17 protein-coding genes are annotated in these 13,966 nt (G+C 60.5%); 14 read left to right on the top strand and 3 right to left on the bottom strand.

What is annotated here, in order from left to right; translation table 11 throughout:
- The first annotated feature begins 88 nt into the window (after positions 1-88).
- The 5 genes from JJD66_RS10350 (at position 89) to JJD66_RS10330 (ending at position 5,828) form a co-directional block, all read left to right on the top strand.
- On the top strand, positions 89-466 hold the full coding sequence (locus JJD66_RS10350; protein WP_034125568.1) for a gamma-butyrobetaine hydroxylase-like domain-containing protein: 378 nt from the start codon (positions 89-91) through the stop codon (positions 464-466).
- A 249-nt stretch (positions 467-715) separates the two neighbouring features.
- Entirely contained in the window at positions 716-2,395 is a 1,680-nt protein-coding gene (gene phaC, locus JJD66_RS10345) for a class II poly(R)-hydroxyalkanoic acid synthase (RefSeq protein ID WP_105225476.1), read from the top strand.
- A gap of 165 nt (positions 2,396-2,560) precedes the next feature.
- Complete coding sequence (gene phaZ, locus JJD66_RS10340; protein ID WP_105225475.1) at positions 2,561-3,406, top strand: poly(3-hydroxyalkanoate) depolymerase; 846 nt, start codon at positions 2,561-2,563, stop codon at positions 3,404-3,406.
- 90 nt (positions 3,407-3,496) lie between these two features.
- Complete coding sequence (gene phaC / locus JJD66_RS10335) at positions 3,497-5,179, top strand: class II poly(R)-hydroxyalkanoic acid synthase (RefSeq protein WP_200648091.1); 1,683 nt, start codon at positions 3,497-3,499, stop codon at positions 5,177-5,179.
- A gap of 28 nt (positions 5,180-5,207) precedes the next feature.
- Positions 5,208-5,828, top strand: coding sequence for a TetR/AcrR family transcriptional regulator (locus JJD66_RS10330; protein ID WP_105225473.1), 621 nt, complete (start codon positions 5,208-5,210; stop codon positions 5,826-5,828).
- A 110-nt stretch (positions 5,829-5,938) separates the two neighbouring features.
- Here JJD66_RS10330 and JJD66_RS10325 read toward each other — a convergent pair whose 3' ends face one another.
- The 3 genes from JJD66_RS10325 to JJD66_RS10315 all read right to left on the bottom strand — a co-directional run bounded on the left by JJD66_RS10325 (position 5,939) and on the right by JJD66_RS10315 (position 7,689).
- Positions 5,939-6,874 (bottom strand): phasin family protein, encoded by a 936-nt coding sequence (locus JJD66_RS10325; protein ID WP_200648090.1) that lies wholly within the window; start codon positions 6,872-6,874, stop codon positions 5,939-5,941.
- 12 nt (positions 6,875-6,886) lie between these two features.
- Entirely contained in the window at positions 6,887-7,309 is a 423-nt protein-coding gene (locus tag JJD66_RS10320; RefSeq protein ID WP_032893974.1) for a phasin family protein, read from the bottom strand.
- 104 nt (positions 7,310-7,413) lie between these two features.
- Entirely contained in the window at positions 7,414-7,689 is a 276-nt protein-coding gene (locus JJD66_RS10315; protein WP_034125562.1) for a polyhydroxyalkanoic acid system family protein, read from the bottom strand.
- 145 nt (positions 7,690-7,834) lie between these two features.
- On the opposite strand from JJD66_RS10315, the gene ubiE reads away from it, so the two are divergent.
- From ubiE to JJD66_RS10270, 9 genes are read left to right on the top strand one after another with little or no spacing between them, the layout of a single operon-like run.
- Positions 7,835-8,605, top strand: a complete 771-nt coding sequence (ubiE, locus tag JJD66_RS10310) for a bifunctional demethylmenaquinone methyltransferase/2-methoxy-6-polyprenyl-1,4-benzoquinol methylase UbiE (RefSeq protein WP_003171186.1) — start codon at positions 7,835-7,837, stop codon at positions 8,603-8,605.
- The gene (locus JJD66_RS10305) at positions 8,605-9,228 is read left to right on the top strand and encodes a ubiquinone biosynthesis accessory factor UbiJ (protein WP_034125561.1); all 624 of its coding nucleotides are present in this window, start codon (positions 8,605-8,607) and stop codon (positions 9,226-9,228) included. Before ubiE ends, JJD66_RS10305 begins: the two co-directional genes overlap by 1 nt.
- On the top strand, positions 9,225-10,829 hold the full coding sequence (gene ubiB / locus JJD66_RS10300) for a ubiquinone biosynthesis regulatory protein kinase UbiB (RefSeq protein WP_019820016.1): 1,605 nt from the start codon (positions 9,225-9,227) through the stop codon (positions 10,827-10,829). Before JJD66_RS10305 ends, ubiB begins: the two co-directional genes overlap by 4 nt.
- A 41-nt stretch (positions 10,830-10,870) precedes the next feature.
- Positions 10,871-11,263: a phosphoribosyl-AMP cyclohydrolase gene (hisI, locus tag JJD66_RS10295; protein WP_198714965.1), complete on the top strand. Its 393-nt coding sequence runs from the start codon at positions 10,871-10,873 to the stop codon at positions 11,261-11,263.
- Positions 11,264-11,265: 2 nt separating this feature from the next.
- The gene (locus JJD66_RS10290; protein WP_003187881.1) at positions 11,266-11,598 is read left to right on the top strand and encodes a phosphoribosyl-ATP diphosphatase; all 333 of its coding nucleotides are present in this window, start codon (positions 11,266-11,268) and stop codon (positions 11,596-11,598) included.
- A gap of 26 nt (positions 11,599-11,624) precedes the next feature.
- Positions 11,625-11,903 carry a twin-arginine translocase TatA/TatE family subunit gene (locus tag JJD66_RS10285; protein ID WP_003187877.1) on the top strand — a complete coding sequence of 93 codons (279 nt, stop codon included), beginning with the start codon at positions 11,625-11,627 and terminating at the stop codon, positions 11,901-11,903.
- A gap of 10 nt (positions 11,904-11,913) precedes the next feature.
- A complete protein-coding gene (tatB, locus tag JJD66_RS10280; RefSeq protein ID WP_198714964.1) occupies positions 11,914-12,321 on the top strand; it encodes a Sec-independent protein translocase protein TatB in 408 nt (135 codons plus the stop codon).
- Positions 12,318-13,109 (top strand): twin-arginine translocase subunit TatC, encoded by a 792-nt coding sequence (gene tatC, locus JJD66_RS10275; RefSeq protein ID WP_034125559.1) that lies wholly within the window; start codon positions 12,318-12,320, stop codon positions 13,107-13,109. Before tatB ends, tatC begins: the two co-directional genes overlap by 4 nt.
- Positions 13,106-13,813 (top strand): 16S rRNA (uracil(1498)-N(3))-methyltransferase, encoded by a 708-nt coding sequence (locus tag JJD66_RS10270; protein WP_105225466.1) that lies wholly within the window; start codon positions 13,106-13,108, stop codon positions 13,811-13,813. The genes tatC and JJD66_RS10270 overlap by 4 nt, the downstream gene beginning before the upstream one ends.
- Positions 13,814-13,966 lie beyond the last annotated feature (153 nt).

The following is a 13,966-nucleotide window of genomic DNA, read 5'->3' as shown; positions in this document are numbered from 1 at the left end:
AACACCGAGGTGCCTGCATCGCGGGCAAGCCCGGCTCCCACATGGGTCCCTCCCACATTTTGAGCCGGTTCCTACAGGGTTATCTCCAATGTCGAAATTTCCTACCGCAGTAAACCTGCACAAAACCTCCAATACCCTCGGCCTGACCTACGGGCCAGACGAAACCTACCAGTTGCCCGCCGAATTCCTGCGGGTGCACTCCCCTTCTGCCGAGGTCCAGGGCCACGGCAAACCCATCCTGCAATTCGGCAAGCTCAACGTCCGGTTGATCAAGCTGGAACCCGCCGGCCAGTACGCACTGAAATTGACCTTCGACGACGGTCATGACAGCGGACTGTTCACCTGGGACTATCTCTATCAACTGGCCGTACGTCAGGACGCTCTATGGGCCGACTACCTGGCCGAGCTCAAAGCCGCTGGGAAAACCCGCGATCCGAGTGAGTCGGTCGTGCGGCTGATGCTCTAGCACAGGGGTCTTGCTGTTTAGAGCGCATTTTCTAATTTCATCTGTTTGAATGCCCTGTCGCGTGGCCAACGATTGGCCCGCTTGCGAAAAAAAATAAACTCGGGTAACCAATGGAGCTGGCAAGTTCCCTGCATTTGACGATGCGGTATCAACGGTCACCCGAGTCGCAGTACCAGGCTGGTGTCGTGTATCGAAATTGGGTGCGCAGCAATCGCCGGTACTCGTCTTTCGGACAATGGAGCGTCGTAGATGAGTAACAAGAATAACGATGACTTGAAACGCCAGGCCTCGGAAAACACCCTGGGGTTGAACCCGATCATCGCGTTACGCAAAAAGGATTTATTGGCCTCGGCCAAGATGGTGCTGACCCAAGCCATCAAGCAACCGTTGCACAGCGTCAAGCACGTCGCCCACTTTGGCGTTGAATTGAAGAATGTGATGTTCGGCAAATCCGCACTGGTGCCCGAGGGCGACGACCGTCGCTTCAACGACCCGGCCTGGAGCCAGAACCCGCTCTACAAACGTTATTTGCAGACTTACCTGGCATGGCGCAAGGAACTTCACGACTGGATCGACGACAGCAACCTGTCGGCACAAGACATCAGCCGCGGCCACTTCGTGATCAACCTGATGACCGAAGCCATGGCCCCCACCAACAGCGCGGCCAACCCGGCGGCGGTCAAACGCTTCTTTGAAACTGGCGGCAAAAGCCTGCTCGACGGTTTGTCTCACCTGGCCAAGGACATGGTGCACAACGGCGGCATGCCCAGCCAGGTCAACATGGGCGCCTTTGAAGTCGGCAAGACCCTGGGCACCAGCGAAGGCGCGGTGGTGTTTCGCAACGACGTGCTGGAGCTGATCCAGTACAAGCCCATTACCGAGCAGGTGCATGAGCGCCCGCTGCTGGTGGTGCCGCCGCAGATCAACAAATTCTACGTCTTCGACCTGTGCCCGGATAAGAGCCTGGCGCGCTTCTGCCTGCGCAATGGCCAGCAGACCTTTATCGTCAGTTGGCGCAACCCCACCAAGGCCCAACGCGAATGGGGCCTGTCGACTTATATCGAGGCGCTCAAGGAAGCAGTGGATGTGGTCACGGCGATTACGGGCAGCAAGGATGTGAATATGCTCGGTGCCTGCTCCGGCGGCATCACCTGCACCGCACTGTTGGGCCACTACGCGGCGCTGGGCGAGAAGAAGGTCAACGCCCTGACGCTGCTAGTGAGCGTGCTGGATACCACCCTGGACACCCAGGTGGCGCTGTTTGTGGATGAGCAGACCCTGGAAGCGGCCAAGCGCCACTCCTATCAGGCCGGCGTGCTGGAAGGCCGCGACATGGCCAAGGTATTTGCCTGGATGCGCCCCAACGATCTGATCTGGAACTATTGGGTCAACAACTACCTGCTGGGCAACGAGCCGCCGGTTTTCGACATCCTGTTCTGGAACAACGACACCACACGCTTGCCGGCCGCGTTCCATGGCGACCTGATCGAACTGTTCAAAAACAACCCACTGGTACGCGCCAACGCCCTGGAAGTGTGCGGCACGCCCATCGACCTCAAGCAGGTCACCGCCGATATCTATTCCCTGGCCGGCACCAACGACCACATCACGCCGTGGCAGTCCTGCTACAAGTCAGCGCAGTTGTTCGGCGGCAAGGTCGAGTTTGTACTGTCCAGCAGTGGGCATATCCAGAGCATCCTCAACCCGCCGGGCAACCCCAAGGCACGCTACCAGACCAGTGAGGGCCTGGCCGGCAGTGCGTTGGAGTGGCAGGAGAATGCGACCAAGCACACCGATTCGTGGTGGCTGCATTGGCAGGTGTGGCAGGCGGAGCGGGCGGGAAAACTGAAAAAAGCCCCGACGATATTAGGCAATAAAACCTATACCGCCGCGGAAGCGGCGCCGGGTACCTATGTACATGAACGCTAGGCATTCTTGTGATTGAAATCAGATCAGATGTGGGAGCTGGCTTGCCTGCGATAGCGATGGGCCTGCTAACTAATCGCGGCCTGAAAGAATGCCATCGCAGGCAAGCCAGCTCCCACACTGACCGAGTTCCTACAGACCAATAGCACCACTTCACAGGGCTTGAGCATGGCGCAACCGTTCATCTTTCGTACCATCGACCTGGATGGCCAGACCATCCGCACGGCGGTACGCCCGGGCAAGCCGCACTTGACCCCGCTGCTGATCTTCAACGGCATCGGCGCCAACCTTGAGCTGGTGTTTCCGTTCGTCCAGGCCCTGGACCCGGACCTGGAAGTGATCGCCTTCGACGTGCCCGGCGTGGGCGGTTCCTCGACGCCGAAGCGACCCTATCGCTTCCCCGGCCTGGCCAAACTCACCGCACGTATGCTCGATTACCTCGACTACGGCCAAGTGAATGCCGTGGGCGTGTCCTGGGGCGGAGCGCTGGCCCAGCAATTTGCGTATGACTACCCCGAGCGCTGCAAGAAATTGATCCTCGCGGCCACCGCGGCCGGGGCCTTCATGGTGCCGGGCAAGCCCAAGGTGTTGTGGCTGATGGCAAGCCCCAGGCGTTATATCCAGCCGTCCCACGTGGTGCGCATTGCACCGATGATTTATGGCGGTTCGTTCCGCCGAGATTCCAAACTGGCCGCCGAGCACGCCAGCAAAGTGCGCTCGGCCGGCAAGCTGGGCTACTACTGGCAGCTGTTTGCGGGCCTGGGCTGGACCAGCATTCATTGGTTGCACAAGATCCGCCAGCCCACCCTGGTGCTGGCCGGGGACGATGACCCGCTGATCCCGCTGGTCAACATGCGCATGCTCGCCTGGCGCATCCCCAATGCACAGTTGCACATCATCGATGACGGCCACCTGTTCCTGATCACCCGGGCCGAAGCCGTGGCGCCGATCATCATGAAGTTTCTGGAGGAGGAGCGCCTGCGCGCCGTGATACATCCGCGACCGGCGGTGTGAAGGAACACACCACCGCGCAACTTGCCAGGAACCGACTATGGTTCTGGATTGGCGTGCCTGCTTGATGACTTGACGAAGGAGTGTTGGCTCATGCGAGAAAGACCCGTGACGAACCCGGCGCCCACCCCCGCTGCGTTCATCAACGCGCAAAATGCGATCACCGGCCTGCGCGGCCGGGACTTGCTGTCGACCCTGCGTACCGTCGCCGCGCACGGCCTGCGCAACCCGGTGCACACCGCCCGCCACGCCCTGGCCCTGGGCGGCCAGTTGGGCCGCGTGCTGCTGGGTGAGACCGTGCACGAACCCAACCCCAGGGACCATCGCTTCAGCGACCCCACCTGGAAGCTCAACCCGCTGTACCGGCGCAGCTTGCAAGCCTATCTGAGCTGGCAAAAACAGACACGGCTGTGGATCGACGACAGCACCCTCAGTGACGATGATCGCGCCCGCGCGCAGTTCGCCTTCGCCCTGCTCAACGATGCTGTCTCCCCTTCCAACACCCTGCTCAACCCGCTGGCGATCAAGGAGCTGCTCAACTCCGGCGGCAACAGCGTGGTGCGCGGCGTGAGCAACTTGTTCGAAGACCTGCTGCACAACAACGGTTTGCCGCGCCAGGTCAGCAAGCACGCCTTTGAAGTGGGCAAGACCGTGGCGACCACCCCCGGTTCGGTGGTGTTTCGCAACGAACTGCTGGAGCTGATCCAGTACAAGCCCATGAGCGAAAAACAATACGCCAAGCCGCTGCTGGTAGTGCCGCCGCAAATCAACAAGTACTACATCTTCGACCTGAGCCCGGCCAACAGCTTTGTGCAATACGCACTGAAAAACGGCCTGCAGACCTTTATGGTCAGCTGGCGCAACCCGGACGTGCGGCATCGCGAATGGGGCCTATCCACCTACGTGGCGGCGCTGGAAGAAGCGCTCAACGTATGCCGGGCCATCACTGGCGCCCGCGAGGTCAACCTGATGGGCGCCTGCGCCGGCGGCCTGACCATCGCCGCGCTGCAAGGCCACCTGCAAGCCAAGCGCCAGTTGCGGCGCATCTCCAGTGCCAGTTACCTGGTAAGCCTGCTGGACAGCCAGATCGACAGCCCCGCAACATTGTTCGCTGATGAACAAACCCTGGAAGCCGCCAAGCGCCGCTCCTACCAGCAAGGCGTGCTGGATGGCCGCGACATGGCCAAGATATTTGCCTGGATGCGTCCCAACGACCTGATCTGGAATTACTGGATCAATAATTACCTGCTGGGCAAGGAACCGCCGGCGTTCGACATCCTGTACTGGAACAACGACAACACGCGCCTGCCCGCCGCCCTGCACGGCGACCTGCTGGACTTCTTCAAGCACAACCCCCTGAGCCATCCCGGTGGGCTGGAGGTATGCGGCACACCCATCGACTTGCGCAAGGTCTCGGTGGACAGCTTCAGCGTGGCCGGCATCAACGATCACATCACGCCGTGGGACGCGGTGTACCGCTCCACGCAACTGCTGGGTGGCGAGCGGCGCTTTGTGCTCTCCAACAGCGGGCATATCCAGAGCATTCTCAACCCACCGGGCAACCCCAAGGCCAACTACGTCGAGAACCTCAAGCTGAGCAGCGACCCACGGGCCTGGTATTACGACGCCCAGCACGTCGAAGGCAGTTGGTGGCCACAATGGCTGGAGTGGGTACAACAACGCTCCGGCGTACAACGCGAAACCCTCACCGCCCTGGGCAACCAGAATTACCCACCGATGGAAGCGGCGCCGGGTACTTACGTGCGCGTGCGCTGAGCTCAGCAATCAACTTTAAGAAGACTGGATGAAGACCCGCGACCGTATCCTTGAATGCGCCCTGCAGTTGTTCAACCACAAGGGCGAACCGAACGTATCGACCATGGAGGTGGCCAATGAGATGGGGATCAGCCCCGGCAACCTCTACTACCACTTCCATGGCAAGGAGCCGTTGGTGCTGGGGCTGTTCGAGCGCTTTCAGTGTGAGCTGGCGCCACTGCTGGACCCTCCTGCGGATGCGCAACTGGAAGCTGAGGACTACTGGCTGTTTTTGCACCTGATTGTCGAGCGCATGGCCCACTATCGGTTCCTGTTCCAGGACTTGTCGAACCTGGCGGGGCGCTTGCCCAAGCTGGCCAAGGGGATCCGTCACTTGCTCACGGCGCTCAAGCGCACCTTGGCGTCATTGCTTGCGCGGCTGAAGGCGGCAGGGCAACTGGTCAGCGATACCCAGGCGTTGGGGCAACTGGTGGAGCAGATCACCCTGACATTGCTGTTTTCGTTGGATTACCAACGGATTCTGGACCGTGAAGGTGAGGTACGGGTGGTGGTGTACCAGATCATGATGCTGGTGGCGCCGCATCTGCTGCCAACGGCGCGGCAGGCGACCGAGCGGTTCGCACTCAAATATCTGGATGACCTGGATTGAAGTGTGGGAGCGGGCTTGCTCGCTCCCACATTGGAAATGCGGCGTTTCTTGGATCTTCATAAAAAACGCCCAATCTTCGCAGACCGGGCGTTTTATGTGCCCCGTAAAAATCAGGACTGACTGGATGGCGTCGGGGTAACCGGCGTTGCAGTCGGGGTAGCAGCCGCATGCGTCGGCGCGGACACCGAATTGGCGGTAGAAGCGGCCGGTGCTGGTGCCGTGGCTGGCTTGGCCGCCGCGGCAGGCTTTGCGGCTGCCGGTTTTTTCGCTACCGCAGGCTTTTTGGCCGCTGCAGGCTTGGCAGCTGGTTTCGCAGCGGCGGGCTTGGCAGCAGGTTTAGCGGCAGCGGTTTTAGCCGCAGGTTTGGCAGCCGGTTTAGCCGCAGGTTTCGCGGCGGCTTTAGCGGCCACTGGCTTAGCGGCAGGCTTGCTGGCCGGTTTGGCGGCAGCAGTTTTAGCCGCTGGCTTGGCCGCAGGTTTCGCCGCGGCTTTGGCCGGCGCTTTTGCAGCAGGTTTTGCAGCCGGTTTGGCGGCGGCTTTAACCAGAGGCTTGGCGGCAGTTTTGGCGGCGGGTTTTGCAACTGCGGTTTTAGCTGCTGGTTTGGCCGCCGGTTTTGCTGCAGGCTTGGCGGCGGCGGTCTTGGCGGGAGCCGCTTTGGCGCCGGTGAGTTTTTCGATTTGCTTGGTCAAGGTATCGACCTTGCTGTGCAGCGCCTTCAACTCCGCCTTGCTCGGTACGCCCAGTCGCGAAATAGCACTGTTGAGGCGTTTGTCGAAAGTCTCTTCCAACTTGCCCCAGGTATCCGAAATGCTCGACTTGGCGGAACCCGCGCTCGCCTTGGCAGCGTCGACTTTTTTACCAACCGTGCTCTTGGTCAACTTCTCGGCTTTCTCGCCGTCTTTAACCAGGGTCTCGAAGAGTTTGCTGCCGTCACTGTCGATCTTCGAGTACACGCCTAAACCAGCGAGCCAGATTTTGCGGGAATATTCTTCAACTTTCCCGACCCACGAGCTGCCTTCTTTCTGAGTAGTCTTTTTAACAGCCATCCCGATGTCTCCTTAGTGTTTACGCGCGACACGTTCGAGCAATGCCGTCAGCTCTTCGAGCTTAGCAGAGAGTGTCTCCACGTCATGTTTAGACGCAATGCCGATCCGATTCAAGGCACTGGCGACACGAGTATCAAAAGCTTTTTCAACTTTATCCAGTTGAACTTCAACCAGGCCTTTGACGCCGGAGACGTTACTCTTTACTTGGTCAATCTGACTGTTGGCGGCATCAAGTTGTTCAACTACAACTTTTTTACCTTTACTTTCAACACGTTGACCGCTCCTAACGAGTTCCTTGAAGTACTCGCCGCCTTCGCTGCCGACCTTGGCATAGGCGCCAAGACCCGCCAGCCAGATCTTGCGGGCGTAGCTTTTAACCTCACTCAGGGGGGTGGTCTGAACGTCGATTTTTTTCTTCAAAATAACTTTGGCCATGGTGCACCTCACACAGAATTGGGTGGCGGACGGCCCGCAAGAGTTGAGGGCTTGGGCACAAAGTAAGGTTTAAAATTAGAATCGGCACCCTAAGCACAGCCCTATCAGGCCAGGGCCTTATCCAGGGCTTTTTCGATTTCGGACTTGATCGTGCCACTCATGGCCGACATCAACAGGCCAAGTTCCACATCAATGCGCAGCGAATCATCGGCCACCAACACTGTGCCTTTAACCCCGGAGCGCTTGAGCTTCAGGGTGTCGCCAGCCCACGAAGACTCCACCCCATATTTATCCTCGAGTTTGCGCGCCAATTGCTCCGCCTTGGCCCGTGCCTGTTCTTTTCCCAGGGTGTGTTCACGCTCAACGGTAATACGGGCCATTGCAATGACTCCTCTTTATAACGACTCAGAACACCCGCCATGCGGCAAAAGGTCTCGATGAGCGTCTATCTTACCTGCAGCCTTGCCAAGACAAAGCAGGCCTTGGGGATTATCATGTCCCGCATTCTCTTTTGGTGACAGCGATATGACTGATCAGCGCAAAGGCAGCGATGCCGAACCCACCACTCACTTCGGCTTCAAGAACGTCCCGGAAAGCCAAAAGGCGGAAAAAGTCGCTGAGGTGTTCCACTCCGTGGCGGCCAAGTACGACCTGATGAACGACGTGCTCTCCGGCGGCATGCACCGCCTGTGGAAGCGCTTCACCATTGAGTTGTCGGGCGTACGCACCGGCAACCGGGTGCTGGACATCGCCGGTGGCACCGGCGACCTGGCGGCCAAGTTCTCCAAGCTGGTTGGCCCCACCGGCCAGGTGGTATTGGCCGATATCAACGGCTCGATGCTCAAGGTTGGCCGCGACCGCCTGCTCGACAAAGGCGTGGCCGGCAATATCGAGTTCGTCCAGGCCGATGCCGAGAAGCTGCCGTTCCCAGACAACCATTTCGACTGCGTGACCATCGCGTTCGGCCTGCGTAACGTGACTCACAAGGAAGACGCGATCCGCTCGATGCTGCGCGTACTCAAGCCGGGTGGCCGCCTGCTGGTGCTGGAATTCTCCAAGCCGACCAACGCGCTGATGTCCAAGGTCTACGACACCTATTCATTCGCCTTCATGCCACTGATGGGCAAGCTGATCACCAACGACGCCGAGAGCTACCGCTACCTGGCCGAGTCGATCCGCATGCACCCGGACCAGGAAACCCTGAAGTCGATGATGGTGGAGGCCGGTTTCGACCGCGTGACCTACCACAACATGACGTCCGGCATCGTCGCCCTGCACCGCGGCATCAAGCCCTGATGCTGCTGCAAGGTCTTCTCGCCAGCGTTGAGCACGGTCTCAACCGTGTACTGCGCCTGGACAGCACCGCCCTGGCGCGGCTCGCGCACCTGACCGGCAAAGTCATTGCCGTCGATTGCCGCAGCCCCGCCGTGCAGCTGTTTATCCTGCCCAGCGATGAAGGCCTGCTGCTCGCCACCCAATGGGCCGCTGAAGCCGATTGCACCTTGCGTGCGCCGGCCTCCAGCCTGTTGCACCTGGCGCTGAGCCGCAACAAGACTGCCATCCTCCACAGCCCCGAGGTGGAGCTGGAAGGCGACAGTGCGGTGCTGATGGACCTGGCCGCCGTGCTGCAAGACCTGGAGCTGGACTGGGAATATGAACTGTCGCGCTGGATCGGCCCCGTCGCCACCCAGTTGATCAGCGGGCACCTGCGCAGCCGCTCGCGCTGGTACCAGCAAGGGTTCGCCAGCCTCAACCAGAACCTTGCCGAATACCTGAGCGAAGAATCGCGCACCCTGGTCGGGCAGCGGGAAGCGCAAGCGCGCTTTCGCGAGCTCGACAAGGCCAAAATCGACCTGGAACGCCTCGAGGCCCGCTTCGAGCGCTTGAGCCGTTCCCTTGATCCAAGCGATAACGCATGAAGTTGCTCGCCGTCCGCCGTTTGTTTCGTATCCAGCGCGTCGTAATCCGCTACCGTCTTGATGACCTGCTGTTTGCCCTGCCCTTGCCGTGGTTCCTGCTGGCGGTGCGTTATGTGCTGCCGTGGCGCTGGTTGCCCCGCAAGCCATCGCCGTTGAGCCGTGGCGCCAGCCTGCGCCTGGCGTTGCAGGATCTGGGGCCGATCTTCATCAAGTTCGGGCAGATCCTCTCCACCCGCCGCGACCTGTTGCCCGAAGACATCGCCGACGAGCTGATGCTGCTGCAAGACCGCGTGCCGCCGTTCGATTCGCAGCAATCGATGGCGCTGATCGAAGAACAGCTGGGCCAGAAGATCAGCGAGGTGTTCAGCCGCTTCGACGTCGAGCCCCTGGCCTCGGCGTCAGTGGCGCAAGTGCACGCCGCGCAGCTCAAGACCGGCGAAGAAGTGGTGGTGAAAGTCATTCGCCCAGGCCTCAAGCCGATCATCGGCCAGGACCTGGCATGGCTGTTTATCCTCGCCCGCGCCGCCGAACGCTTCTCCGCCGATGCGCGCCTGCTGCACCCGGTGGATGTGGTCGCCGACTACGAAAAAACCATCTACGACGAACTCGACCTGCTGCGCGAAGCGGCCAATGCCAGCCAATTGCGACGCAACTTCGAAGGCTCGCAACTGCTGTATGTGCCGCAGGTGTATTGGGACTGGTGCCGGCCAAAAGTGCTGGTTATGGAGCGCATCTACGGCGTGCAGGTCACCGACCTCGCGACCCTGGCCGACCAGCGCACCGACATGAAGATGTTGGCAGAACGCGGTGTGGAGATTTTCTTCACCCAAGTGTTCCGCGACAGTTTCTTCCACGCCGACATGCACCCGGGCAACATCTTCGTCAGCACCGTCAACCCGTGGAGCCCGCAGTACATCGCCATCGACTGCGGTATCGTCGGCAGCCTCACCCCGGAAGACCAGGATTACCTGGCGCGCAACCTGTTTGCCTTCTTCAAGCGCGACTATCGCCGTGTGGCGCAGTTGCACATTGATTCGGGTTGGGTGCCAGCGGAAACCAAACTCAACGAATTCGAAGCGGCGATCCGCACCGTGTGCGAGCCGATCTTCGAAAAACCGTTAAAGGATATTTCGTTCGGCCAAGTGCTGATGCGCCTGTTCCAGACCGCGCGGCGCTTCAATATGGAAGTGCAGCCGCAACTGGTGCTGTTGCAGAAGACCCTGCTGAACATCGAAGGCCTGGGCCGCCAGCTCTACCCGGACCTCGACTTGTGGAACACCGCACAACCCTTCCTGGAACGCTGGATGCGCGAGCGCATGAGCCCGAAAACCATGCTGGGCAACCTGCACAGCCAGTTCGAGCAACTGCCGCACCTGGCCAACATGACCCGCGACCTGCTGGAGCGCATGTCCCAGCCCCATGCCAAGGACCCTGAGCCACCGTGGCGCAAGCGCAAGGACGACTGGTTCCTGCGCCTGCTCGGTGCCGCGCATCTGGTGGGCGGCGTGATGCTGGCGATTGGTGGGCCATTGAACCAACTAGGCCACTGGCCAGCGGGCATCATGGTCGCCGTGGGTGTTTATCTGATCGTGCGTCGATAGCCAATCCGGTTATACACTGTCGCAAATTGCCGGAGCCGAACATGAAAAACTGGCTGGATGAGATCAAGTGGGACAGTGACGGCCTGGTGCCGGCCATTGCCCAGGACTACAAGACCGGGCGCGTGCTGATGATGGCATGGATGAACCGCGAGGCCCTGAGCCTCACCGCCGCCGAGCAGCGCGCCATCTACTGGTCACGTTCGCGTGGCAAACTGTGGCGCAAGGGCGAAGAATCCGGGCACGTGCAGACCCTGCACGAGCTGCGCCTGGACTGCGATGCCGACGTGGTGATCCTCAAGGTCGAACAGATCGGCGGCATTGCCTGCCACACTGGCCGCCACAGTTGCTTCTATCGCGTGTTCGAGAATGGCGAATGGAAGGTTGTGGAGCCGGTGCTCAAAGACCCGCACGCCATCTACCCAGCAGGACACTGAACATGAGCGATACCCTGAACCGTGTGGCCCAGGTGCTGGAAGACCGCAAAGGCGCGGATGCCGACAGCTCCTACGTCGCCAGCCTGTACCACAAGGGCCTGAACAAGATTCTGGAAAAACTCGGCGAAGAATCCGTCGAGACCATCATTGCGGCCAAGGACGCGCAAATCAGCGGTGATTACAGCGATGTAATCTATGAGACCGCAGACTTGTGGTTCCATAGCCTGGTGATGCTCGCCCAACTGGGGCAGCACCCACAGGCCGTGCTGGATGAACTGGACCGTCGCTTCGGCTTGTCCGGACACGCCGAGAAGGCCTCGCGCCCGTCCGCCTGAATAACTGAGACTTGAGGATTTGAAGCATGGGCATTTTTGACTGGAAACACTGGATTGTCATTCTGGTGGTGGTGGTATTGGTGTTCGGCACCAAGAAGCTCAAGAACCTGGGCACCGATGTGGGCGAGTCGATCAAGGGCTTTCGCAAAGCCATGAACGATGATGAAAAGCCGGCCGAGCCAAGCGCCAACCCGGTGCCACCGGCCCAGCCTGTTCACCCGCAGGCCACCCAGCCGATCACCGAGCGCCGTACCTTCGACGTGCAGGCTGAAAAGGTCCAAGAGCCGACCCGCAAAGACTCGTGAGCACTGACTAATGTTTGGTATCAGCTTCTCTGAACTGCTGCTCGTCGGCCTGGTGGCCCTGCTGGTACTGGGGCCAGAACGCCTGCCCGGTGCCGCACGCACCGCCGGCTTGTGGATCGGGCGCCTCAAGCGCAGTTTCAACGCGATCAAACAGGAAGTTGAACGGGAAATCGGTGCCGACGAAATCCGTCGGCAATTGCACAACGAGCACATCCTCTCGTTGGAGCAGGAAGCCCGCAAGATTCTTTCCCCGGTGCAAGAGCCGGCCAAGCCGGTAACGCCGGTGGCCGAGCACAGCATCGCGCCAGCCCCTGTGGCCGACGCCACATCGGCAGCGCCCGCCCCACCGACGCCTGCGCCGACGCCCGTCGCGTCGCCCGCGCCCCATGACCCTACATTGCCGCCGCGAGCCCCATGAGCGCTGATAAACCGGAAAACGACCAGCACATGCCGCTGGTCTCGCACCTCACCGAGCTGCGAACCCGCCTGCTGCGTTGCGTGGCGGCGATCTTCATCATCTTTGCCGGGCTGTTCGCCTTTACCCAGCAGATCTACACCTTCGTCTCGACGCCCCTGCGCCAGTACCTGCCAGCCGGCGCGACGATGATCGCCACCGATGTGTCGTCGCCGTTCCTGACCCCCTTGAAGCTGACCATGATGGTCTCGCTGTTCCTGGCGATCCCGGTGATCCTGCATCAGATCTGGGGCTTTATCGCGCCGGGCCTGTACAAGCATGAGAAGCGCATCGCTGTGCCGTTGCTGGTGTCGAGCATCCTGCTGTTCTACACCGGCATGGCCTTCGCCTACTTCCTGGTGTTCCCGCTGATCTTCAAGTTCTTCGCCGCCGCCACCCCGGCCGGCGTGGAAATGATGACCGATATCACCAGCTACCTCGATTTCGTGATGACGCTGTTCTTCGCCTTTGGCGTGGCGTTCGAAATTCCGGTAGCGGTAGTGTTGCTGGTGTGGATCGGCGTGGTCGACGTCAAGTACCTGAAAAAGATCCGCCCGTACGTGATCATCGGCTGCTTCGTGGTCGGCATGATCCTCACGCCACCGGACATCTTCTCCCAGACCTTGCTGGCAGTGCCGATGTGGATGCTGTTCGAAGTGGGCATCCTGTTCAGCGGCCTGATCAGCAAGCGTGGCGAACACCCGGATGACGCGCCTGCCGACGACGACCAACCGCCAGCGACCCAGCCGTGAACCTGCTGCTGCTCGAAGAGGCCGACTTTATCGCGGCCGACCGCGTAGTGCTGCGTGATCGTCGCCTGGTGCATATGCAGGAGGTTCACCGCGCCGCCGTCGGTGACACCCTGCGTGTGGGCCGCATTGGCGGGCTGATGGGCAATGCCCAACTGCTGCGCCTGGAAGCCGCTGAAGCCGAACTGCAAGTGAGCTTCGACCAACCGCCACCGAGCAAACTACCCCTGACCTTGCTGCTGGCCCTGCCTCGCCCGAAGATGCTGCGCCGGGTGCTGCAAACCGTGGCGGCCATGGGCGTGCCCAAGGTGATACTGGTCAACAGCTACCGCGTGGAAAAAAGCTTCTGGCAAACCCCGTTCCTGGAGCCGGAAGCGGTGCGCGAGCAACTGATTCTCGGCCTGGAACAAGCGCGGGACACGTTGCTGCCCGAGATCATTATCGAGAAACGCTTCAAGCCGTTTGTGGAAGATCGTCTGCCGGCCATGGCGGCTGGCACCTTGGGCCTGATCGGCCATCCGGGCGATTACCCGTCCTGCCCCCGAGCCCTCGAGGAACCGGTGACCCTCGCGATCGGCCCGGAAGGCGGCTGGATTCCCTATGAAGTGGACCTGCTGACCAAGGCCGGTTTGCAGCCGGTGCAACTGGGTGCACGTATTTTACGCGTCGAAACCGCCGTAACGGCCCTGCTCGCCCGCCTGTTCTAACCCCCCGACTGATCGTTCCCATGCTCTGAACTGACCCCCAAAGGTTGGACACAACCTTGGGGGTGTCATGGGTAAGTACACAGAGCAAGCAAAACTCGCAGCCGTGCAGGACTATTGTTCCGGTAGCGCGGGTTTGAGGGATGTTGCACACCG

It is taken from the genome of Pseudomonas sp. MF6751 (genome assembly GCF_016613265.1).
Lineage (GTDB): Bacteria > Pseudomonadota > Gammaproteobacteria > Pseudomonadales > Pseudomonadaceae > Aquipseudomonas > Aquipseudomonas fluorescens_BV.
The sequence above is the reverse complement of the archived record's forward strand: the minus strand, read 5'-3'. Positions and strand labels throughout refer to the sequence as shown.